This is a genomic window from Acuticoccus kalidii, assembly GCF_021556395.1.
Lineage (GTDB): Bacteria > Pseudomonadota > Alphaproteobacteria > Rhizobiales > Amorphaceae > Acuticoccus > Acuticoccus kalidii.
Genome location: NZ_JAKGCS010000017.1, coordinates 316,442 through 337,183, shown reverse-complemented (window position 1 = coordinate 337,183; position 20,742 = coordinate 316,442). Strand labels below are relative to the sequence as shown.

18 protein-coding genes and 2 pseudogenes are annotated in these 20,742 nt (G+C 66.5%); 6 read left to right on the top strand and 14 right to left on the bottom strand.

Translation table 11 applies throughout. The annotated features are described in order from the left end of the window. Positions 1–137 precede the first annotated feature (137 nt). From L1787_RS11695 to L1787_RS11680, 4 genes are read right to left on the bottom strand one after another with little or no spacing between them, the layout of a single operon-like run. On the bottom strand, positions 138–1,211 hold the full coding sequence (locus L1787_RS11695) for a tartrate dehydrogenase (protein WP_304523959.1): 1,074 nt from the start codon (positions 1,209–1,211) through the stop codon (positions 138–140). A gap of 8 nt (positions 1,212–1,219) precedes the next feature. Continuing rightward, complete coding sequence (locus tag L1787_RS11690) at positions 1,220–2,302, bottom strand: tartrate dehydrogenase (protein ID WP_235709035.1); 1,083 nt, start codon at positions 2,300–2,302, stop codon at positions 1,220–1,222. Between the two features lie 13 nt (positions 2,303–2,315). Next, positions 2,316–4,322: a tripartite tricarboxylate transporter permease gene (locus L1787_RS11685; protein WP_235709034.1), complete on the bottom strand. Its 2,007-nt coding sequence runs from the start codon at positions 4,320–4,322 to the stop codon at positions 2,316–2,318. A 13-nt stretch (positions 4,323–4,335) separates the two neighbouring features. Further along, positions 4,336–5,289 carry a Bug family tripartite tricarboxylate transporter substrate binding protein gene (locus L1787_RS11680; RefSeq protein WP_235709032.1) on the bottom strand — a complete coding sequence of 318 codons (954 nt, stop codon included), beginning with the start codon at positions 5,287–5,289 and terminating at the stop codon, positions 4,336–4,338. Between the two features lie 223 nt (positions 5,290–5,512). On the opposite strand from L1787_RS11680, the gene L1787_RS11675 reads away from it, so the two are divergent. The 4 genes and pseudogenes from L1787_RS11675 to L1787_RS11665 all read left to right on the top strand — a co-directional run bounded on the left by L1787_RS11675 (position 5,513) and on the right by L1787_RS11665 (position 8,680). Then, positions 5,513–6,445: a LysR family transcriptional regulator gene (locus L1787_RS11675; protein WP_235709031.1), complete on the top strand. Its 933-nt coding sequence runs from the start codon at positions 5,513–5,515 to the stop codon at positions 6,443–6,445. Between the two features lie 21 nt (positions 6,446–6,466). Beyond that, positions 6,467–6,679 (top strand): annotated as a pseudogene (locus L1787_RS26035) (LysR family transcriptional regulator); the annotation flags it as partial. A 24-nt stretch (positions 6,680–6,703) separates the two neighbouring features. Next, positions 6,704–7,414, top strand: coding sequence for a LysR substrate-binding domain-containing protein (locus L1787_RS11670; RefSeq protein ID WP_235709030.1), 711 nt, complete (start codon positions 6,704–6,706; stop codon positions 7,412–7,414). Positions 7,415–7,516: 102 nt separating this feature from the next. Next, positions 7,517–8,680 carry a mandelate racemase/muconate lactonizing enzyme family protein gene (locus tag L1787_RS11665; protein WP_304523958.1) on the top strand — a complete coding sequence of 388 codons (1,164 nt, stop codon included), beginning with the start codon at positions 7,517–7,519 and terminating at the stop codon, positions 8,678–8,680. A gap of 349 nt (positions 8,681–9,029) precedes the next feature. On the opposite strand, the gene L1787_RS11660 is transcribed toward L1787_RS11665, so the two are convergent. The 6 genes and pseudogenes from L1787_RS11660 to L1787_RS11640 form a co-directional block, all read right to left on the bottom strand. Further along, complete coding sequence (locus L1787_RS11660) at positions 9,030–10,412, bottom strand: aldehyde dehydrogenase family protein (RefSeq protein WP_235709027.1); 1,383 nt, start codon at positions 10,410–10,412, stop codon at positions 9,030–9,032. Positions 10,413–10,466: 54 nt separating this feature from the next. Next, positions 10,467–12,122 carry an acetolactate synthase large subunit gene (locus tag L1787_RS11655; RefSeq protein ID WP_235709026.1) on the bottom strand — a complete coding sequence of 552 codons (1,656 nt, stop codon included), beginning with the start codon at positions 12,120–12,122 and terminating at the stop codon, positions 10,467–10,469. A gap of 564 nt (positions 12,123–12,686) precedes the next feature. Then, complete coding sequence (locus tag L1787_RS11650; RefSeq protein WP_235709025.1) at positions 12,687–13,364, bottom strand: type 1 glutamine amidotransferase domain-containing protein; 678 nt, start codon at positions 13,362–13,364, stop codon at positions 12,687–12,689. Between the two features lie 81 nt (positions 13,365–13,445). Next, a complete protein-coding gene (locus L1787_RS11645) occupies positions 13,446–14,039 on the bottom strand; it encodes a TetR/AcrR family transcriptional regulator (protein ID WP_235709024.1) in 594 nt (197 codons plus the stop codon). A 144-nt stretch (positions 14,040–14,183) separates the two neighbouring features. Then, a pseudogene (locus tag L1787_RS26230) lies at positions 14,184–14,312 on the bottom strand (IS5/IS1182 family transposase); the annotation flags it as partial. Between the two features lie 183 nt (positions 14,313–14,495). Then, positions 14,496–15,677 (bottom strand): MFS transporter, encoded by a 1,182-nt coding sequence (locus tag L1787_RS11640; protein ID WP_235709022.1) that lies wholly within the window; start codon positions 15,675–15,677, stop codon positions 14,496–14,498. 166 nt (positions 15,678–15,843) lie between these two features. On the opposite strand from L1787_RS11640, the gene L1787_RS11635 reads away from it, so the two are divergent. Continuing rightward, positions 15,844–16,770: a LysR family transcriptional regulator gene (locus L1787_RS11635; protein WP_439648279.1), complete on the top strand. Its 927-nt coding sequence runs from the start codon at positions 15,844–15,846 to the stop codon at positions 16,768–16,770. A 95-nt stretch (positions 16,771–16,865) separates the two neighbouring features. Here the strand turns inward: L1787_RS11635 and L1787_RS11630 are convergent, their stop codons facing one another. Next, positions 16,866–17,855 (bottom strand): LLM class flavin-dependent oxidoreductase, encoded by a 990-nt coding sequence (locus L1787_RS11630; RefSeq protein ID WP_235709020.1) that lies wholly within the window; start codon positions 17,853–17,855, stop codon positions 16,866–16,868. Positions 17,856–17,918: 63 nt separating this feature from the next. Continuing rightward, positions 17,919–18,665: an SDR family NAD(P)-dependent oxidoreductase gene (locus tag L1787_RS11625; RefSeq protein WP_235709019.1), complete on the bottom strand. Its 747-nt coding sequence runs from the start codon at positions 18,663–18,665 to the stop codon at positions 17,919–17,921. A 98-nt stretch (positions 18,666–18,763) separates the two neighbouring features. Between L1787_RS11625 and L1787_RS11620 the strand changes: the two genes are divergently transcribed. After that, positions 18,764–19,129, top strand: a complete 366-nt coding sequence (locus L1787_RS11620) for a winged helix-turn-helix transcriptional regulator (protein ID WP_235709018.1) — start codon at positions 18,764–18,766, stop codon at positions 19,127–19,129. 95 nt (positions 19,130–19,224) lie between these two features. Here L1787_RS11620 and L1787_RS11615 read toward each other — a convergent pair whose 3' ends face one another. Together L1787_RS11615 and L1787_RS11610 are read right to left on the bottom strand one after the other, a co-directional pair. After that, complete coding sequence (locus L1787_RS11615) at positions 19,225–20,184, bottom strand: quinone oxidoreductase family protein (RefSeq protein WP_235709017.1); 960 nt, start codon at positions 20,182–20,184, stop codon at positions 19,225–19,227. Positions 20,185–20,226: 42 nt separating this feature from the next. Next, positions 20,227–20,691 (bottom strand): nuclear transport factor 2 family protein, encoded by a 465-nt coding sequence (locus tag L1787_RS11610; protein WP_235709016.1) that lies wholly within the window; start codon positions 20,689–20,691, stop codon positions 20,227–20,229. Positions 20,692–20,742 lie beyond the last annotated feature (51 nt).

The following is a 20,742-nucleotide window of genomic DNA, read 5'->3' as shown; positions in this document are numbered from 1 at the left end:
TGAAGCGTCGACATGAGGTCGGCGGCGAGCCCGCCCGCCGACCTCGCCGGCACGGCCGCTAGAGTCTGCGAGCGCCGCTATGGCGCTCGGCTGCCCACGCTTTGCGACGCCTTCGCGCCCGGCCTTACGGCGTGGCTTCACGCAAGAGCGTCGGCCACTGCCTTGCCGCAGGACACCGTGTCGGCCGATCCGCCAAGGTCGCGGGTGCGCAGAGACGGCTCGGCGAGGACCCGCTCGATCGCCGCGACCACATCGGCGGCGGCGCCGGAATGGCCGAGGTGATCGAGCATCATCGCGCCCGCCCAGATTTGACCGATCGGGTTGGCGACGCCTTGCCCGGCGATGTCCGGGGCCGAGCCGTGCACCGGCTCGAACAGCGACGGGAACGCCCGCTCCGGGTTGATATTTCCCGAGGGCGCGATGCCGATGGTGCCGGTACAGGCCGGCCCGAGGTCGGACAGGATGTCGCCGAAGAGGTTCGAGGCCACGACCACGTCGAACCGATCGGGATTCAGGACGAAATGCGCGGTGAGGATGTCGATATGGTACTTGTCGACGTGGACGCCGGGATAGTCCTTCGCCATCTCTGCCACACGCTCGTCCCAGTATGGCATCGTGATGGAGATGCCGTTGGACTTCGTGGCCGAAGTCAACCGGGCACGGGGACGCTTCGCGGCCAGATCGAATGCATATTTCAGCACGCGGTCGACGCCGATCCGGCTCATCACCGTCTCCTGCAAGACGATCTCGCGCGGAGTCCCCTCGTACATCTTTCCGCCGACCGAGGAATATTCACCCTCGGTGTTCTCGCGCACGATCCACATATCGATGTCGCCGGGTCCACGGCCCGCGAGCGGGCTCGGGACACCGGGCATCAGCCGCGCGGGACGCAGGTTGATATACTGGTCGAACTGGCGGCGGAACTGGATCAGCGAGCCCCACAGCGAAACGTGATCCGGCACGGTCTCCGGCCAGCCGACGGCGCCGAAGTATAGAGCGTCGTGCCCGCCGATCCGGTCCTTCCAGTCGTCGGGCATCATCTGCCCGTGCTTCTGGTAGTAGTCGCAGCCGGCGAAGTCGAACTCGTCGAACCGGATGTCGATGGCGTGTCGCTTCGCGACGGCCTCCAGGACCCGCAGCCCTTCCGGGACGACTTCCTTGCCGATCCCGTCGCCGGGGATGACGGCTATGGTGAGGTGGTTGCTCGACATCATGACTCTCAGTTGTTGCGGCCGCGGATGGCGCCGATCACGGCGTCGGTGACCATTCGGGTCGTGGCCGTGCCACCGAGGTCGGGCGTGTGGAGGTCGGTATCGGCGGTAACCGTCTCGACCGCAAGCATGAGCCGATCGGCTGCGGGTTTCTCGCCGAGATGGTCCAGCATCATGGCTGCGGTCCAGAAGGTCGCGACGGGATTGGCGACGCCCTTGCCGGTGATGTCGAAGGCGGATCCGTGGATCGGCTCGAACATCGAAGGCGTGTCACGCTCCGGGTTGAGGTTGGCCGTGGGCGCCACGCCGATGGAGCCGGACAGCGCGGCCGCGAGGTCCGAAAGGATGTCGGCGTGGAGGTTGGTGGCGACGATCGTGTCCAGTGAGGCCGGGTTCATGGTCATGCGGACGGTCATCGCGTCGACGAGCATCTTGTCCCAAGTGACGTCGGGAAACTCGGCGGCCACCTCGGCGGCGATCTGGTCCCACAGCACCATCCCGTGGCGCTGGGCGTTGGACTTGGTGACGACTGTCAGAAGCTTGCGCGGCCGTGACTGGGCGAGGCGGAAGGCGAAGCGCATGATGCGCTCGATCCCCGCACGCGTGAAGATCGAGACGTCGGTCGCGATCTCGAGCGGCAGACCGGGGTGCGAGCGCCCACCCTGGCCGGCATATTCGCCCTCGGAATTCTCGCGCACGATCACCCAGTCGAGCTCGCCGCCGTTCACATGGCGCAGCGGCGACTGGATGCCCGGCAGGACGCGGGTGGGCCGGACGTTGGCATACTGGTCGAGCGGCTGACAGATCGCGAGCCGCAGGCCCCACAGAGTGAGATGATCCGGCACGTCGGGCGCGCCGACGGCGCCGAAGAGGATCGCGTCGAAGGCGCGCAGCTGGTCGGCGCCGTCCTGCGGCATGAACGAGCCGGTGCGCTTGTAGCGTTCGGTCGACCAGTCGAAATTCTCGACTGCGACGTCGAAACCACCGTCCTTTTCAGCCAGCGCATGAAGGACTTCGAGGCAGGCGTCCACCACCTCCAAGCCGATGCCGTCGCCGCCGATGGCGGCGATCTTGTGCGTACGTTTGCTCATTGTTTCGTCCGTTTCAGAAGAGGAGCCCGGCGGGCATGCGCAGCAGCAGGACGTTCGCCATCAGCCACCAGAAGCCCGTGCAGATGATCGCGCCGGCGGCGATCCACAGGAGCCATGTGCGCAGCGGCGGGCGGTCATAGTCCGCGATCAGGGTGATGACGATGAAAGCGGCGAAGCTGGTCACGAGGAAGCCGAGCTCGGGCAACACGAATACCCAGGCGAGCAGGACCGCCGCCAGGAGGAGGCGGCGGAGCGCGCCGCCATCCAGCACCAGAGGCGCGCGCCCCGCAGGATTGGCCGGGCGCCGTAGATTCTGGAGGATCAGCAGCACCGAGAACAGCGCGAGCGCCACAGCGATCGTGCGCGGGAAGACCATCCCCAGCATCGACATGCCCGAGGCGCCCATCCAGATCGCCACGCTGAGGAGCACGAACGCTGCTGCGAAGCCCATGCCGGCGACGTCGCGGGTCTTGATCTCCGGCGCGATCGCCGCACCGGCGTCGTCTTCGGCGGCGGTCGCCGCAGCGAGCTGCTTGCGCCGCCTTGCCTTCCAGTCGGCCCAGATCGGGAAGACCAGCGTCACCAGCGCGGCCACGATGATCCCGATCGAGATCGGCCGGCCGAAGAACATCTCGGGCAGCCGGTCCGATGCGCTGCCGATGAGCCAGGTCTGAACGAAGCCCTGCTCCGCGATGGACCCGAGAACGAGGCCGAGCACGATGGGCGAAGGCTGGAAGCCGTAGCGGTTGAGGATCCAGGCGACGATGCCGAGACCGACCATCAGCTGCGCGTCATCGACGTTCGAGTGGATCGCGAAGGAGCCGATGATGGTGAGCAGCGCGACGGTCGGCGCGAGCACCGCCTTCGGCACGCTGGCGATCGAGGCGAACGCGTAGCGCCCGATCAGGAGGCCGACCGGCAGCATCAGCAGCGTGGCGATCAGGAGGCCCCAGATGAAGGTGTAGACGACCGGCGCATCGGTGGTGAACAGCGTCGGACCGATCTTGATGCCCTGCACCAACAAAGCGCCGAGGATGATCGCGTCGGGCGGCGTGCCGGGAATGCCCAGCACCAGCGTCGGGATGAAGCCGCCGCCGACGGTCGCGTTGTTGGCGGCCTCGGTGGCGATCACGCCGTCGGGGTTGCCCTTGCCGAAGGTCTCGGGCTTGGCGGAGGCCCGGCGCGCCTCCGAATAGGACACGAGGCCCGCGATGGAACCGCCGGCGCCCGGCAGGATGCCGACCACCGTGCCGATCACCGACGAGCGCAACAGGTTGAACTTGCTCCGCATCGACAGCGCGAGACCCTCGGCGGTCCGAAGCCCGCCCTGCGCCGATGGTTTCAGGTGCGGGTCGGCGCTGGCGACGAGATCGAGGATCACGGGGACGCAGTAAAGGCCGATGATCGCCGAGGTGAGGTCGATCCCGCCCAGGAAGCGCTGCATGTCCAGCGTATAGCGGACGTCTCCGCCGACGACCGCGACGCCGATCATCGACAGGAAGAGGCCGATACAGGCGCCGATGAGCCCCTTGAGGGTGTTCCCCACCGACAGCGCCGCGATCAGCGTGAGCCCGAACATCGCCAGCCAGAAATACTCGGTCGGGCCGAAGGCGAGGGCGACGCGCGCCAGCGGCGGGGCAAGCAGCAGGAGTGCGATGGCGCCGACCATGCCGCCGACGACCGAGGCGATGGTGGCGACCGACACGGCGAGCCCGCCATCGCCGCGCTTGGCCATGGGGAAGCCGTCGAAGGTGGTGGCGATCGACGACGGCGTGCCGGGCGTGTTGACGAGAATCGCCGCGAAGGCGCCGCCGTAGATCGCGCCGGTGTAGATCGCGCCGAGGGCGATGAGGCCGGCGGCGGGATCCATGGTGAAGGTGAAGGGGACAAGCACGGCCACCGCCATGGTCGCCGAGAGGCCGGGCAGCGCACCGATCACCGTACCCAGCACCACGCCCGCGAGGGCGAGTACCAGGTTGAACGGTGTCAGCGCATCCAGGAGGTAGCCGAGGATGTCCATGACGGAGGCGTCGTTACTCGATGATACCGAGTGCCTTGGCGCCGGCGGTGTACTCCTCGACACGCTCGGCGACGAAGGCGTCCATGTCGTCGTAGCCGATGTCGGTCAGCACGAAGCCGCCGTCTTCCATCTTCTTCACGAACTCGGGCTGCGCATTGATCTCGGAGACGATGTCGGAGATCCGCTGACGCATCTCCTCGGAGGTCGAGGACGGGACCGCGACACCGCGGTAGGCGCCGCCGACGATGTCGTAGCCGAGCTCCTTGAAGGTCGGCACGTCGGGGAACACCGGCAGGCGTTCCTCGGAGGCGACGGCGAGCATGCGCATCGCGTCTCCCTGGCTGACGCCCGAGGTCGCGTAGTTGAAGCCGGCCATCGTCGCGCCGCCGAGCACGGCGGTGATCGACGGGCCGGTGCCGGAGAAGGGAACGTAGGTGGTCGTCACCCCGGCCTCTTCGTTGAAACGGATGGCCGCGAGGTTGTTCGACGAGTTGGAGCCGGACCCGGCGAAGGTGACGAGACCCGGATTGGCCTTGGCATACTCCACGAGCTGCTCGAGGCTGGTGAACTCGCTCTCGGCCCGCACGAAGATCGCGTCGGGCGTATAGTGGAAGTAGTGGACCGGCGTCAGGTCCTCGGTCTGGTAGCCGACCGATCCGGCCAGCGGCTGCAGGACGGTGTGCGGCAGGTTGATGCCCATGATGGTGTAGCCGTCGCCGGAGAGCGAGTTCAGCTGCGACCAGGCTTGCGCACCGCCGGCGCCCGGCTGGTACTGGATGACGACCTGCTGGCCGGTGACGGCCTCCCACTCGGACTGTTGGAAGCGGGCCGAGATGTCCGACTCGCCGCCCGCGTTAAACGGGATGATGTAGGTCATCGGCTTCGTCGGGAAGTCGGCGGCGGTCTGAGCCGCGAGCGGGGTTGCAGCGAGCAGCCCGGCAAAGAGCGTGGCAAATGCAGTCTTCATTGGTTTCCTCCTCGTAACGTGACGCGGTGGGCCGCGCTTCATTTTGATCGAGGGAAGTCTCGGGCGATCAGAGGACCTCCTCGTGGCTCCCTCGTTCGTCGGACAAGTCACGTCCAGTGGCACGATGGCCGGTCCGTGACGCAAGCAGAATACCGACCGTAGACAAATTTATCGATGTCGGTAAGTTCATAATCGGAATGTGATTATTGCGGTGAAGTCAGCAATGAGAGAGAGCGACCTCGGCTTTTTTGTGCTGCTGGCGAGTCGGGGAAGTTTCGCCGAAGCGGCACGCGACAGCGGGGTCACCGCATCGGCGGTCAGCCGGCGCCTCGCGAGGCTGGAGGAACGCCTCGGCGTGAGGCTGATGAACCGGACGACGCGACGGGTCAGTCTCACCGGCGAAGGCAAGGTCTATTTCAGCAAGGCCACCAGACTGTTGGGGGAGATCGAGGAGCTCGAGAACAGCCTGCGGTCCGGGCAGGAGATGCCGAGCGGCTTGCTTCGCATCAACGCCACCTTCGGCTTCAGCCGGGAACACATCGCCCCGGCCGTGTCCGCGTTCTGCCGCACCTACCCGGACGTGGAGGTGCAACTGATCGTATCCGATGCTCCGCTGAACCTCATCGAACAGGGGCTCGACCTGAATATCCGGTTCGGCAATCCGCCGACGAGCAATCTCATGCAGCGCCTGCTGCAGAGGAACCGGCGGTACATGTGCGCTTCACCGGACTACCTCGAACGGCACGGCGTGCCGCAGCGCCTTGACGATCTGCACGATCACAACTGCATCGTGCTTCGGCAGGACCACGATATCTACGCCATCTGGCGGTTCGACGAACGCGGCGGCGAGAGCCCTTCGGCACAGATCAAAGGCGGGCTCAGCACGAATGACGGCGAGATGGCCCGCGAGTGGGTGCTGGCCGGCCACGGGATCATGCTGCGATCCGAGTGGGACATTGCCCGCCATGTGCGCGAGGGGCGCTTGCGGGTGGTGCTGCCGGACTATGTCCAGACCGCAAATATCGCGGCCATTTATCCCGAGCGTCATAACCTCACCGCGAAGGTCCGCGTCTTCGTCGATCTCCTGGCCGAACGGATTCGCCAGGCGGATGCCGTTGCGCCCCTCCAGATCGGGGCGGCGGATATCGGCGGTTAACGGCGTTTGCGCTGCTGATCCATGCCGACTATGCATCGGTGCGGCGGTGGGGTGCGCCCGATGGACATCAACCTTCTCGATGATTTTCTGGAGCTTGCGCGCGAACTCAACTTCTCGCGCGCGGCCGAAAACCGGAACCTGACCCAGCCGGCCTTCAGCCGTCGCATCAGGAGCCTCGAAAAGGCGATCGGGACGCCGCTCGTCCGTCGCACCACCCGCCAGGTCGCCCTCACGGCTGCGGGAAAGGCATTTCAGCCGATGGCGGAGGCGATCGTGCGGATGCTGGTGGACGCGCGCGGGGAGGCGCTCAAGGCTGCCGGAGACGATCAACGACATCTTAACCTCGCGGCGACTCATGCGCTGTCGTACACCTTCGTCCCGAAGTGGCTCGTCGCCATTGGCGGTCCGGCGGAAATTGGCGCGCTCAACCTCATCTCGGATACGCACCAGCAATGTGTGCGGCTCATGAAGGCGGGTGCGGTCAACTTTTTCGTCAGCCACATGAGCCCGGCCGGCGCGGACGATCTCCCGGAGCAGCAATTCAATCGCCATCCCATCGGGCGCGATCGGCTGATTCCGCTCTGCGCTCCCGATTCACAAGGCCGGCCGCGCTGGACGCTGGGCGCCGAGGGGGCCGAGGTTCCCTTCATCGCTTACGCCGCCGCCTCGGGCTTCCACGCGATCCTCAAAGCGCACTGGGCGCGCCACGGCCGCCCCGGCCTCGCGCCGATGATGAATTCCGTCCTGGCTGCGACCAACCTGACGATGGCGAAGGAGGGACAGGGCGTCGCCTTTCTCCCCCACTCGCTCGCCGAAGGTGACATTGAGCGCGGCAGGCTCGTTCGCGCCGGCGGCGCGGCGCTCGATGTGCCGGTGCAAATCGTCGTCTTCCGGCCACGCCCGCGGATGTCGCCGCACCACGAGGCGTTCTGGCGCAACCTGCTCGCGGCGACACCGGCAGATGATTAATGCATCATTAGCATGAATATAGCTGCAGTCGGCATTGGCGCCGCCGCCGCGTCATGCGCTATCTGAACCCCGATCGCCGCTGGCGAAAGGGGGAGCCTGCCCATGCGCATCGTCGACATCCGTGAGGTCACCAAGCCGATCTCGTCACCGATCTCCAACGCCTATATCGACTTCAGCAAGATGACGTCGAGCCTGGTGGCCGTCGTGACCGATGTGATCAAAGACGGTCGCAGGGTCGTCGGCTACGGCTTCAACTCGAACGGACGCTACGGCCAGGGTGGCCTCATCCGCGAGCGCTTTCGCGACCGGATCCTGCAGGCCGAACCTGCCTCGCTTCTGAATGAGGACGCCAGCAATCTGGACGGCCACAAGATCTGGGCTGCCATGATGCAGAACGAGAAGCCGGGCGGGCACGGCGAGAGGTCGGTCGCCGTTGGCACCATCGACATGGCCGTGTGGGACGCCATTGCTAAGATCGAGGGCAAGCCGCTCTTTCGGCTGCTGGCCGAGCGCAAGGGCGTCGAGCCGAACCCGAGCGTCTTCGTCTACGCCGCCGGTGGCTATTATTACCCCGGCAAGGACATTTCCGCTTTGCGGGCGGAGATGCGCGGCTATCTCAATCGCGGCTACACCGTGGTGAAGATGAAGATCGGCGGTGCGTCCATTGACGAAGACCAGCGCAGGATTGAGGCCGTCTTGGCGGAAATCGGCGATCAGGCAGAACTCGCCGTCGACGCGAACGGCCGGCTCGACCTCGAAACGGCGATCGCCTATGCGAAAATGCTGCGCAACTATCCGCTGTTCTGGCTCGAGGAGGTCGGCGATCCGCTGGACTTCCAGTTGCAGGCGGCGATGGCCGAATTTTATCCCGGGGCCATGGCGACCGGCGAGAATCTCTTCTCCCATCAGGACGCACGGAATCTCATCCGATACGGCGGCATGCGCCCGGACCGCGACTGGCTTCAGTTCGACTGCGCGCTGGCGTACGGGCTCGTCGAGTATCTGCGAATCCTCGACAGTCTCGATCAACTGGGCTGGTCGCCGTCGCGCTGCATCCCGCACGGAGGCCACCAGATGTCGCTGAACATCGCGGCCGGCCTCGGGCTGGGCGGCAACGAAAGCTATCCCGATCTTTTCCAGCCGTACGGAGGCTTCCCGGACGGGGTGACGGTCGAGAACGGCCACATCGTGATGCCGGAGCTTCCGGGAATCGGTTTCGAGGGGAAGGCTGATCTGATCAGCGTAATGCGGGAGCTTGCCGAGTAACGCGACGCCGGCAGGTTCCGAGCCCTGCTGCCAGCTTCGTCACCCGGATTCTGGTGGCGGCGGAAACAACCTCGTGGCGCGAATGATCAGGCGCTCTGCACAGCCGCTCTAATCGCCGCGAGCGGTCTGCAGCAGGCCCCGTTCGTCGTCGCCGAGCGCCCCGGGCATGGCATGGGGGCGCTGCACGAGACTGTCGGGATCCGCCAACCGCACCACGCCCCCTCGCCCCCAATTTCGACCAGCTCTGCGGGGAACAGCTCGTCCCACATCGGATCGAGGGCGTTGAGGGCCGAGGGATCGTCATGCGGCGAGGATGGCGACGGTGATCAACAGCGAGATACCGTTGCTGTCAGCTCCTGCGCATCAGGATCATCTTCTCCTCAGTCATGTCGCGCATCGTATAGGGGATGCCGCCGGTGCCGTATCCTGACTCCTTGCGGCCGGCGAAGGGCATCCAGTCCGTGCGGAAGGCGGTGGGATCGTTGATCATCACGGCGGATGCTGCGAGCCGATTGGCGGCGCGCATGGCAATATCGATGTCCTGCGCGAAGACGCTGGCCTGGAAGGCGGTGGGCAGGGAATTGGCCTGCGCGATCGCCTCGTCGAGATCGCGGTAGCGATAGACCGCGACCACGGGGCCGAAGGTCTCAAGTGTGGAGACCCTCGCATCGGCGGCGGGATCGAGAAGAACCGCCGGCTGCAGCGTCGTCTCGGAGAGGCGTTGGCCGCCGGTCGCCAGAACCGCCCCGCCGGTGACCGCCTCCTCGATCCACTCAGCGACCCGGTCGGCCTCGCGCGGCAGGATCAGCGGCCCGACCTCGGTGTCCTTCAGCGTAGGATCGGCCGTGCGCAGCTTTTCGACGCGCTCGACGAGCTTTTGGGTGAAATCGTCGGCGATGTTCTCGTGAACGAAGATGCGTTGCGTCGACACGCAGACCTGGCCGGCGTGATAATAGCCGCCCTTGACGATGGGCTCGACGACCTTCCCGAGATCGGCACTCCAATCGACGATGGCCGGTGCTGCGCCGCCATGCTCGAGCGCCGAGCGCGTGCCCGGCGCGAGCTTTGCGTGGAGCGACCATCCGACCCTCGCCGAGCCGATGAAGCTCAGGAAGGCGATGCGCCTGTCCGTCGCCAGCCGCTCGGCGAGAGCATTGTCCTCGGTGACGAAGCTCTGACACCAGGGCTCGGGGAGGCCGGCTTCGTGGACCAGCGCCACGAAGTCGAGGCAGGACAGCGGCGTCGTGCTCGCCGGCTTGACGATGACCGGACAGCCGGTCGCGATCGCCGGCGCGACCTGGTGCACGATGAGGTTCAGCGGATGATTGAAGGCCGAGATCGCCGCGACGGTCCCGATGGGCTCCCGGGTCGTGAAGGCCCAGCGGTTCTCCGCCGCGGCCGACAGACCCATCGAAATTTCGCGACCGGCGAGATTGCGCAGTTCGTCGGCGGCGTTGTGAACACCGTCGATGGCGCGGTTCGTCTCGACGATGGCGTCGGGCAGCGGCTTGCCGCCCTCACGCGCGATCTGCAGGGCGAGGTGGTCGCGCCTGTCCTCCATCAGCGCGGCCAGCTTGCGCAGGATCGCAATGCGCTGGTGCGGCTTCAGCCAGCCGTCACGGTCCCGGAAGACGCGCTCGGCCGCCTCCAGCTTGCGCTCCAGCGCGGCAGCATCGTCGGTCTCGATCTCGGCGATCGGCGCGCGGTCGAATGCCTGCACGACCTTCAGCATGTTCGGGCTCCTTGCGTCTCAGGCGTTGGTCTCGGTCGGAAAAGCCGCGCCTGGTCAGGCACACTCCACGTCGGGCGTGCGGTTGCGCAGCTCGTCGACCAGAACGCGGGTGTTCTCGGAATAGTCGACCGGCACTTCGACCAGATGCACGCCGCCGCCGGCGAACGCGGCCTCCAGCGTCGGCACGAGATCCTCCACCGCGTTCACGCGTGAGCCCTTCGCGCCATAGGACTCGGCGTAGCGCACGAAATCGGGGTTGCCGAAGCTCATGCCGAAATCGGGGAAGCCGTCGACGGCCTGCTTCCAGCGGATCATGCCGTAGGCGCTGTCGTTCAGGACGACCACCACGAGGTTGAGGCCGCGCCGCACCGCGGTTTCCATCTCCTGCGAGTTCATCATGAAGCCGCCATCGCCGCAGATCGCCATGACGCGCCGCTCCGGATGGAGCATCGCCGCCATCATGGCCGAGGGGAGGCCCGCGCCCATCGTGGCGAGCGCATTGTCGAGCAGCAGCGTGTTGGCGACGTGGGTGCGGTAATTTCGGGCGAACCAAATCTTGTACATGCCATTGTCGAGGCAGACGATTCCGTCGTCGGGCATCACCTGGCGCACGTCGTGGACGAGTCGCTGGGGCGTCACCGGAAAGCGGTCCTCCTCGGCGCGGTCGTTGATCCGCGCGAGGATCCTCTGGCGCAGATCGAGCATGCCCTCGTCGGCCGACAGCCGGCCTTCGAGCCGTTCGCCGAGCGCTGTGACCGTCGCCCCGATATCGCCGATCAGTTCGATGTCCGGGTGATAGACTTCCTCGACCGTCGCGGACGAGTAGCCGACGTGAATGACCTTCGGCCCGCCGGCGCTCTTCATCAGGAAGGGCGGTTTCTCCACCGTGTCGTGGCCGATGGCGATGACGAGGTCGGCGCGCGCGACGGCTTCGTGGACATAATCACCCTCCGACAGCGCCGCCGTCCCAATGTAGAGATTGGAGCCGCCGGTGACGGCGCCCTTGCCCATCTGCGTGTTGAAGAAGGGCAGCCGGGTGCGCGCGATGAACGTCGACAGCGCTTCGACCAAAGACGGCCGGTTGCCCGCCGCACCGACCATCACGAGCGGGCGCTTGGCGGCGAGGATCGCCTCCGCCACCCGGTCGAGCGAGGCCGCACCCGCAACGGGCAGCTCCAGCGTGTGGACCGGGATGACTGACGCGTTCTCGACGTCTTCGGCGGCGACATCTTCCGGCAATTCGAGATGGACCGGGCCGGGCCGCTCTTCCATCGCGATCCGAAAGGCATCGCGCACCATTGCGGGGATCGCGGCCGCGCTGACGATCTGCCGCGTCATCTTGGTGAGCGGCTTCATCGAGGCGACGATATCAACGATCTGGAAACGGGCCTGCTTCGCGCTCATGACCGGTTTCTGGCCGGTGATGAGGATCATCGGCATGGCGCCGAGATGAGCATAGGCCGCGCCGGTCGACAGATTGAGGGCACCTGGACCGAGCGTGGCGAGGCAGACACCCGGCTTGCCCGTAAGCCGCCCATGGGTCGCCGCCATGAAGGCCGCAGCCTGCTCGTGTCGCGTCAGGATCACTTCAATACGCGAGGTCCGAAGCGACTCCAGAATGTCGAGGTTTTCCTCCCCCGGCACGCCGAAGATGCGAGTCACGCCCTCGTTCTCCAGCGCTGCAACGAAGAGGTCCGACCCTTTTGTCATGATTCCGATCCTTGCGTTGACGAATTCGATAGCGATCCGCGACAGTCATACATGGCCAGGCCCAAGGCGGTAGGGTCAGCGGGGCAGCGCATCGGTCGGTCCCGATTCCATGAGACGTGGTTTCAACACGCATTCGCCGGTGTGGCCGGCACGGCGGCCACACGAAGCGGCGATCCGGGTCTGGGGTGGCCGGTCCCGTCACGAACGCGGATGCCCATCAAAAAACGAGGCGTGCGGCGGGAATTCGACCGCGCGAGGTCGGCTATTCGGCTCTGGTGGAGGGCGAGGGTCACGCCGGAGTGTCTGTCGCTCGGCTCTTCGTTGCCACCCGGCAACCCTCACGCTTTGCCGGGCGTGCGGCGTATCCGCCCTGGCCGTGGATCGCGCGGCCTCGGGTGCTGGCGCACGGCGAGGTCGCGCGGCGTGAGCGCTCGAGGTGATCGTCGGCCTCGGAACGGGGCGCGTCGGGTGGGATCGTCTGGTTTGTCAGGGCGGGTTGTAGGCGTGTCGTCGTTCGAGGGACGGGAGCCGCGGGGTTTCTCGACCCCGCGGCTCCGCGCCCGATCAGCTTGCAGCGGCGATGAGACGGCGGGCAGCCTCCGCCGAGGAATTCGGGTTCTGCCCAGTGATGAGGTTCCCGTCCTGAACGACGAAGGAGGCCCAGTCCGCGCCCTTGGAGAACACGCCGCCGTTCGCCTTCAACTCATCCTCCACCAGGAAAGGCACCACATCGGTGAGTCCGACCGCCTCTTCCTCAGAGTTGGCGAAGCCTGTCACGGGCCGGCCGGCGACGAGAAAATTGCCATCCGTTCCCTTGACGTGGCGTAGGACGCCGGGCGCGTGGCAGACGAGCGCGAGCGGCTTGCCGGCGGCGTTCATCGTCTCGAGGAGGGCAATCGACGTCTTATCCTCGGCAAGATCCCAAAGCGGGCCGTGGCCGCCGGGATAGAACACGGCGTCATAATCCGCCGCGCTCACGTCCGCGAGCTTGACGGTGTTCGCCAGCACCTCTTGCGCCGCGGTGTCGGCTTTGAAGCGATGGGTGCTTTCCGTCTGGAACTGCGGCTCGTCGCTCTTCGGGTCGAGCGGGGGCTGTCCGCCCTTGACCGACGCGACGGTCACGTCGACCCCGGCGTCGACGAAGGCGAAGTAGGGCGCGGCGAATTCCTCCAGCCAGAAGCCGGTCTTGCGGCCGGTGTTGCCGAGGGTGTCGTGTGAGGTGAGAACCATCAGGATCTTCATAGGATTGCTCCAAATCATTTGAAATAGACTGGTCGTCTCAAGACAAGCGAAAACGCGGCGAAGGGCGGCCCGTTTTCGCGTTCAGGTTATGGCGAGGCGGTGGCGGGTCTCCGCCAGCGCAGCGGCGAGCGGAGTATCGTTGTGGGCGATCTTCGCGATCAGGCTGGCGCCGAGCCAGGATTGGTAAAGACTGAGGGCGACCGCCGCGGCGGGCTCCTTCAGCCCGATCGAGCCGTCCCGCTGTCCGGCGGTGACGGCGCCTGTGAGGCGCGCGACGATGGCGTCGGTGCCGGCCTTCAAGGCGCGGCGCATCGTGTCGGACAGGTCGGAGACCTCGGCGGCGAGCTTGACCACGAGGCAGTTGCTCTCAGGATGCGAGGCCGATTGGTTTTCGGCCCACATCTCGAAGTAAGCGACCAATTGGTCGCGGCCGTTTCCGGCATGGTCGAACGTCTCGTCCATCTGCTTCAAATAGTGCTCGAAGTAGCGCGTCAGCAGCGCTTCCCCGAACGCCTCCTTCGAAGCGAAGTAGTGGTAGAAAGACCCTTTCGGAACGTGGGCGGCGCGGAGTATCTCGTTCAGGCCGACACCCGAGAAGCCCTTCCCGCTCATGATGAGATGGGCGGTGCTGAGGATGTGCTCTCGCACGTCGACCGATGGGGGTGCCGTTGTCATGGACCCCATCTAAGGACGATTAGACCAGTCGTCTAGAGGGCGGAATCATTTTCCGTCGATATTCCCTCGCGCCGCCGCAGCGTTGGGGTTTCGTCTGGAACCGTGGGCCGATCCGGCGCGGTCGCTCCCCTGACGCTCTAGCGTCGTGGACTCATGGTGGCGAAGCCATAAAGCGTGAGGACGCGAGAGCGACGGCGGCCATGACGTTTCGGGCGAGTTGTCGAAACAGGTCGCGATGCGGCGGAAGTGCTTCAGCTTGTTGAAGTGGCGCTCTCGATCATGATCGGCCCGGACCGATGTTCGTCGACGTCGGTGCCGCAAATACCGACGACGATCAGCGCGATCACCACGTCGCCGTGGCGGGGTTCGAGATCGACCTCGATGTCGTCGCGGAGATCGCGCTTGCCGTGGTAGCGTATCGCCTACATGGGGCTTTCCTCCGATCGGGGACGATGTTCAGGCGTTGCCGGGAACCGGTGAGGATGACGGTTCACGCTGCCCGAGAACGCCGGAGGCGACCGCGAGCACGAGCGCCGCGAGCGATAGGACGGCGCCCGCCCAGTTCGGTGCGGCGTATCCGTATCCGGACGCGATGACCGCGCCGCCAAGTCCCGCGCCGATCGCATTGCCGAGGTTGAACAGGCCGATATTGACGGCTGCCGCGAGGTTCGGCGCGCCCGCGGCCCGAGCGTTGTCCGTCACCAGCTTCTGGATCGGCGCAACGGTTGCGAATCCGAAGGCAGACATGAGGAAGATCGAGATGGCGGATGCGATCTGGCTCTCGGCGAACGCGTAGAACGCCAGGAGGACGACCGCCTGCGCGCTCAGCGAAACGTAGAGGAGCGGCATGAGCGCCTTGTCCGCGAACCGGCCACCCAGAATGTTGCCGACGAACAGGCCGAGGCCGAACAGAGAGAGGAGCCACGTCACGGCGGCCGCGTCGAAGCCGGCGACCTCCGTCGCCATCGGCGCGACGTAGGTGATGGAGGTGAAGAAGGCAGCTGGGCCGAGGATCGTGATGCCCATCGCGAGGAGGCAGCGCACGTCGGTGAAGGCGGCGAGCTCCTCGCCGAGACGCGGCGGCGTTTGCCGTTCCGTACGGGGCACCCAGGCGAGCACTCCGGCGATGGCCACGACGCCGACCACGGCGATCGCGGCGAACGTCGCCCGCCACGAGACCGTCTGTGCGAGCCACGTCCCGGCGGGCGTGCCGATCAATGTCGCCACGGTGAGGCCCGTGAAGACAAAGGCGATGGCGCTCGTCCGGCGACCCGGCGCGACGAGGTCCGCCGCCATGATCGAGCCGATGCCGAAGAAGGCGCCATGCGTCAGCGATGTGATCACCCGCCCGAGGAGCGCGACCGCATAGGTCGGTGCCACGGCCGTGACGATGTTGCCGACGATGAAGAGGACGAGGAGGCCGGCCAGCATCGTCTTACGCGGCAGCCTCGCCCCGAGGATGATGGTGATCGGCGCGCCGATGAACACGCCGAGCGCGTAGCTTGTCGCCATATGTCCGGCGACGGGTATCGTGATGTCGAAGGTCGCGGCGACTTCGGGGAGTAATCCGGAGACGACGAATTCCGTGGTTCCAATTCCGAACGCTGCAATGGCGAGCGCCCACAAGGCAATAGGCACGATCGGCACCTTTCGTGATGTCGTTGGATGCTGGCGGAGATCTCGGCGGGCGACCGATCAGCCGATGGCGCCACCCCTCCCCAACTATGCCTCAAGCACATAGGTTATGAGCTATCGCGCCCGGTAGTCGCGATCTGAGACCAACATCTGTGCGCGGAGATCACGAATGAATCGAGACGGGGTCGATCGAACAGCCGAAATGGCGACCTTCGTCGCGGTCGTGCGGGAGGGAAGCCTATCGGCGGCCGCGCGCGCGCTCGACCTGACGCCGTCGGCCGTCAGCCGGATCGTCGCGCGGCTCGAATCGCGGCTCGGGGTGCAGCTCATCGTCCGCACGACGCGCCGGCTCCGCCTGACGTCGGAAGGCGAGGACTATGCGCGTTCGGCGCGGCGCATCCTCGCCGAGATCGACGAGGCGGAGCGGTCGATCGCCGACCAGGGGTGCCCGCGCGGGCGGATCCGCATGACGATGCCCGCAGCCTATGCCCGCCTGGTCCTCGTGCCGCTGCTGGCCGAATTCGTGACCCTTTATCCGGGCATCACGCTCGATCTCGACGTCAGCGATGAAATCGCCGACGTCATGGGGGGCGAGGTCGACATCGCGATCCGGTCGGGGCCGCTCGCTGACAGTCCGCTCACCGCGCGACGGCTCGGCGAGACCGGCCAGTCGGTGGTTGCGTCGCCGGCCTATCTCGCCCGGGAAGGGACGCCTCTGGTGCCGGCCGACCTCGCCCGGCACAACTGTCTCGACTTCGGCTTCCGGCGCGCCGAGGCGGGATGGCTGTTTCGCGACGGCGAGCGCACCACGGCCCTACGGGTCGGCGGCACAATCACCGCCAACAGCGGTGAAACACTCGTGCAACTCGCGCTCGATGGCCATGGCGTCACACGGGTCGGCACCTTCCACGTCGCCGAGCACCTGGCGAGCGGTCGTCTGGTGGCGGTGCTCGAAGACTTCAATCCGCGCGACCGGGAGGCGCTTCACGCCGTCTATATTGGCGGTGCGATGATGCCGGCGCGCAACCGCGTCCTGATCGATTTCCTCGTTGACCGGATGTCCACGCGGCGAGCACAAGACGCGCCCGGCGGCTGACGGTCTGCCCCGCGGCCGGCAAAACACCCCGACCGCCGTGTGTTCCACCCTCGCCCGTGTCGTCCTGGCCGGAAGGCGAAGCCGTCGCCGCCTCGTCAGGTGCTTTGCTCGGCCTCGCTCCCGGCCAGTCCCGATCCCGCTTCCGTCTGCGCCTGCGGCGAGGGATCCATGGCGCCGGCATTTCGAGCGGCTTCGGCGACACGGGCGATTGCTTCATCCGGGCCCGTCGCGGTCGGGCGAAGGCTTATGATGAGATGGTGAACACCGATCCGCCGCTGCTCGTCGATGATGTTTGTGAGGCCCTGGACGCCGGTGCGGTAACCGAGATCGATAGGCGCCGCCGGGCCGCTCTCGTCCGTGAGTTCGATCTGGACGGCGACGCCGAAGGCGCGGAACGCGTCCGCCGCGTGCCGCTCGACGGCGGACCGCCAGATGGCGTGTCGGTCGCGCTGGCCGGCGGGCTCCCGGTGATAGGTGAACCAGCCGCCGGCGTTTCGGGCGATCCAGTCGACGGTCTGCCCGGCGGAGCCGATCGCGTAGAGTGGCGGCGGCGCGAAGGGGGCCGGGTGAAGGTCGTAGTCCTCGCCCAGCATCGTGAGGGCCTCGGGAGACCGGAGCGCCGCCGCGAGCACGGCCCAGCGCTCGCGGAAGGTGGCCCCCCGGTCCTCGAGGCTCTCGCCGAAGGCGGCGAACTCCTGCGGCCGGTCTCCGGCGCCGAGGCCGAGCAGGAGACGCTCGCCGGAGAGTGCCTGCAGCGATGCCGCGGCCTTCGCCACATGAAGCGCGTGGCGCAGTGGCAGCACCGTGGCCGCGGTGCCGAACGCGATCCGCCGGGTCCGCGCCGCGACGGCGCCGAGCGCGACGAACGGATCGAGATGACCGAATTCCTCCGGATACCAGGAGCCGTTGAGCGGCACGTCCCGGACCCACCAAGCAGCGAACCCGAGCGCATCGGCTTCAGCGGCGATGTCGACCTGTTCGCGGAAGTCGATCGACGTCGCGGACGCACGGCGGACCGGCGCGATCAGGCCGATCGATATCTCACCATCTCGGACGATGGGATTGGGCGGTGCGCTTGCTGACATGCGAAGGCCATTGTTCGTTACGGGTTTCGGGATCGTGCCGCCCGGCTTCGGGCTATTGGAGCGTCAGACTTGAGCCGATCCGCCGTCGACGAAGACTTCGCTGCCGGTCATGAAGCTGCTGTCGTCCGAGGCCAGGAACAGTGCCACCGCCGCGGTCTCCTCGGGATGCCCGAGGCGCCCTAGCGGGACCTCAGTTGCGAAGCCTTGAAGAAAGGCATCTTCCCCTCCGGGCTTCGCCAGGCCCTTGAGGCCAGGAGTTTCGGTCGGGCCGGGAGAGAGCACGTTGACGCGGATACCTGTCCCCTTCAGGTCGAGGGCCCAGCTTCGGGCGAAGTTTCGGATCGCGGCCTTTGTCGCGCTATAGACACTGAACGTCGGCGTCCCTGTCGAGCCCGTGGTCGATCCCGTGAGGATGATGGACCCGCCGGTCGACATGAGCGGCAGCGCTTTCTGCACCGTGAACAGCGTCCCCTTGACGTTGACGCCGAACGTCAGATCGAACGACGCCTCCTCGATGGCGCCGAGCGGCTCGAAGCTGCCGAGGCCGGCGTTGGCGAACAGCACATCGATGCGACCGCTCGTCTCCCGCACGACATCGAACAGCCGGTCGAGATCCTCAAGGCGCGAGACGTCACCTTGGATCGCGGTCACGCCGGCGCCGATCGACTCGGCTGCCCTGTCCAGCTCCTCCTGGCGACGGCCGGTGATGAACACCTCCGCACCCTCCGCAACGAAGCGTTTGGCCGTCGCCAGTCCGATGCCGCTGTTGCCGCCGGTGATGACAGCGACTTTGCCTTGAAGCCTACCCATCTCGATCTCCTTGAAACGAAGTCGACCGAACTTGGAGGCTTGCTTTTCTTTCTTCCAGTATGCACCTTTTGGTAAGTGCCTTTGCGGAGCCTCCGAGAATGAAGGAACCCGAATTCACCTGCGGATTGGATGCCTCACTGGCCGCCATCGGTGGCAAGTGGAAGCCGTTGATCCTCTTCCACCTCGCCCACGAGACCCGGCGCTACGGGGCGCTGCGCCGCGCCATCGGCAAGGTCAGCGACAAGGTTCTCACCCAGCAACTGAAGGAGCTGGAGGCGGATGGGATCGTCAATCGGCGGGATTTTCAGGAGATACCGCCGAAGGTCGAGTACTCCCTCACCGATTTCGGCCAGTCGCTCGCGATAGCGCTCGGCCCGCTCTGTGCCTGGGGCACGGATCATATGAGCGAAGTCGCGAGGCTCATATCGCGGCGACACATGACCGGTTCCGACAAGGCGGCCTGAGGTCACAATCGACGGCGCCAGGCGTCGTCAAGACATGCCCCTTGTTCTGCGCCGGATCGGGCATGCTCATCTCCTGCCTGCCCTAGCCGCCGCAATCAGGGCTGCATGACGACTCGCCCGAACGGCCGGCCCCGCTCGGCGTGGTCATGCGCCTCTGCCGCGTCCTCGAGGGCGAACGTTCGGTCGATCACCACCTCGAGCGAGCCGCCGGCGGCGTCGGCGAGCATATGATCCACCGTCACGCCGACCTCCGGGCGGGTGTAGAGCGGCCCCATGAAGACGCCGAGGAGCGACTGATTGGCGGCCATCGCCGGCCACAGGTCGGGGTTCAGCGTCCCGCCGCCGGCGTTACCGACGAAGACCAACCGCCCTTCGGGCCGCAGCGCGCGAAGCGAGGTCTCCAACGTCGTGCCGACCGGATCGACCACGAGATCGGCGCCCTGGCCGCCCGTCGCTGCGGTGACCGCCGCGACGACGTCGTCGCTCCGGTGGTCGACGACGTGGTCGGCCCCGATCGCGGTGAGCCTCGCCAGCCGGTCGGCCCCGCTGGATACGGCGACGACCGTCGCACCGGCCCGCTTGGCGAGCTGGATCGCCGCGATCCCGACGCCGCCCGCGCCGGCCTGAATGAGAACCGTCTCCCCCGCCTTCAGGGCGCCGCGGGCGAAGAGGCAGTGATGGGCGGTGCCGAACGAGATCGGCACCGCCGCCGCGCGGGCAAAGTCGAGGCCGTCCGGCACGCGCCAGGTCTGCGCCTCGGGAACGGCGCGCAAGGCGGCGTGCGATCCCTCACTGGCGAAGGCCGTCACCCTGTCGCCGACCACACGGGTCGTCACCGCCGCTCCGACCGCGATCACCGTTCCCGCCGACGCATATCCGACGACGTAATTCTTGCGCGGCGGTGGCGTTGTTCGACGCCGAATGAGGTCGCCGCCCTCGATCGAGATCGCCGCGACGTCGATCAGGACTTCGTCCGGGCCGGGTTCGGGGTCCGCAATGTCGACGGTGCGCAGGACGTCGGGCGTCCCGCATTCGCTATAGATTGCTGCTCTCACGAGGGGCTCCGTTCGATGGTCGGACCCAGCGCCGACAGGGCGTCACGCATCCGCGTTTGCGCCCTTCAGGACGCTGTTCACCGCGTCCGCGCCGCCCGTGGCGGACAGCACGACGAGGGGGTTCCAGTAATCCTTGTAGCGGCTGATCAACCCGTCCCGCAGGTCGACGACCGAGACATAGGTTTGGTCGTAGCGCGCTCCGGTCGCGTTGGCGTAGGCCTTCGAGGTGAACTCGAGCACGCCGTTATGGCCGTCGCTCGACACGAACGCACGTTCAAGCGTGAGCGCCTCGATGGTGAAGAGTTCGCCGACCTTCGGCAGATACGCCTCCAGCGCTGCCTTGCCGTCGATGATTTCGATCCCGCCCGGGACGGAGAACGGGAATTCGAACGAAACATCATCGGTCATCATGTCGAGCAGCGTCTCCGCGCCCGGCGCCAACGCCTCGCCGAGGCCTTCGCGCAGAAGGGCGGAAAGGCTGGGGAACTGGTCGTGTGGGCTGCTCATGGTGTTCCCTCGGGTTGGATGGAACGCTATCGTTCCGGCGTTCCGGTAGAG

What these genes read in the sequence shown, in the direction of transcription:
- L1787_RS11645 (WP_235709024.1), bottom strand. Translation starts at nt 14,039, where the DNA reads ATGACAACGGCACCCCCATCGGTCGACGTGCGAGAGCACATCCTCAGC.
- L1787_RS11625 (WP_235709019.1), bottom strand. Translation starts at nt 18,665, where the DNA reads ATGGGTAGGCTTCAAGGCAAAGTCGCTGTCATCACCGGCGGCAACAGC.
- L1787_RS11695 (WP_304523959.1), bottom strand. Translation starts at nt 1,211, where the DNA reads ATGTCGAGCAACCACCTCACCATAGCCGTCATCCCCGGCGACGGGATC.
- L1787_RS11630 (WP_235709020.1), bottom strand. Translation starts at nt 17,855, where the DNA reads ATGTCAGCAAGCGCACCGCCCAATCCCATCGTCCGAGATGGTGAGATA.
- L1787_RS11620 (WP_235709018.1), top strand. Translation starts at nt 18,764, where the DNA reads ATGAAGGAACCCGAATTCACCTGCGGATTGGATGCCTCACTGGCCGCC.
- L1787_RS11670 (WP_235709030.1), top strand. Translation starts at nt 6,704, where the DNA reads ATGGCGGAGGCGATCGTGCGGATGCTGGTGGACGCGCGCGGGGAGGCG.
- L1787_RS11665 (WP_304523958.1), top strand. Translation starts at nt 7,517, where the DNA reads ATGCGCATCGTCGACATCCGTGAGGTCACCAAGCCGATCTCGTCACCG.
- L1787_RS11690 (WP_235709035.1), bottom strand. Translation starts at nt 2,302, where the DNA reads ATGAGCAAACGTACGCACAAGATCGCCGCCATCGGCGGCGACGGCATC.
- L1787_RS11635 (WP_439648279.1), top strand. Translation starts at nt 15,844, where the DNA reads ATGAATCGAGACGGGGTCGATCGAACAGCCGAAATGGCGACCTTCGTC.
- L1787_RS11655 (WP_235709026.1), bottom strand. Translation starts at nt 12,122, where the DNA reads ATGACAAAAGGGTCGGACCTCTTCGTTGCAGCGCTGGAGAACGAGGGC.
- L1787_RS11685 (WP_235709034.1), bottom strand. Translation starts at nt 4,322, where the DNA reads ATGGACATCCTCGGCTACCTCCTGGATGCGCTGACACCGTTCAACCTG.
- L1787_RS11610 (WP_235709016.1), bottom strand. Translation starts at nt 20,691, where the DNA reads ATGAGCAGCCCACACGACCAGTTCCCCAGCCTTTCCGCCCTTCTGCGC.
- L1787_RS11660 (WP_235709027.1), bottom strand. Translation starts at nt 10,412, where the DNA reads ATGCTGAAGGTCGTGCAGGCATTCGACCGCGCGCCGATCGCCGAGATC.
- L1787_RS11680 (WP_235709032.1), bottom strand. Translation starts at nt 5,289, where the DNA reads ATGAAGACTGCATTTGCCACGCTCTTTGCCGGGCTGCTCGCTGCAACC.
- L1787_RS11650 (WP_235709025.1), bottom strand. Translation starts at nt 13,364, where the DNA reads ATGAAGATCCTGATGGTTCTCACCTCACACGACACCCTCGGCAACACC.
- L1787_RS11675 (WP_235709031.1), top strand. Translation starts at nt 5,513, where the DNA reads ATGAGAGAGAGCGACCTCGGCTTTTTTGTGCTGCTGGCGAGTCGGGGA.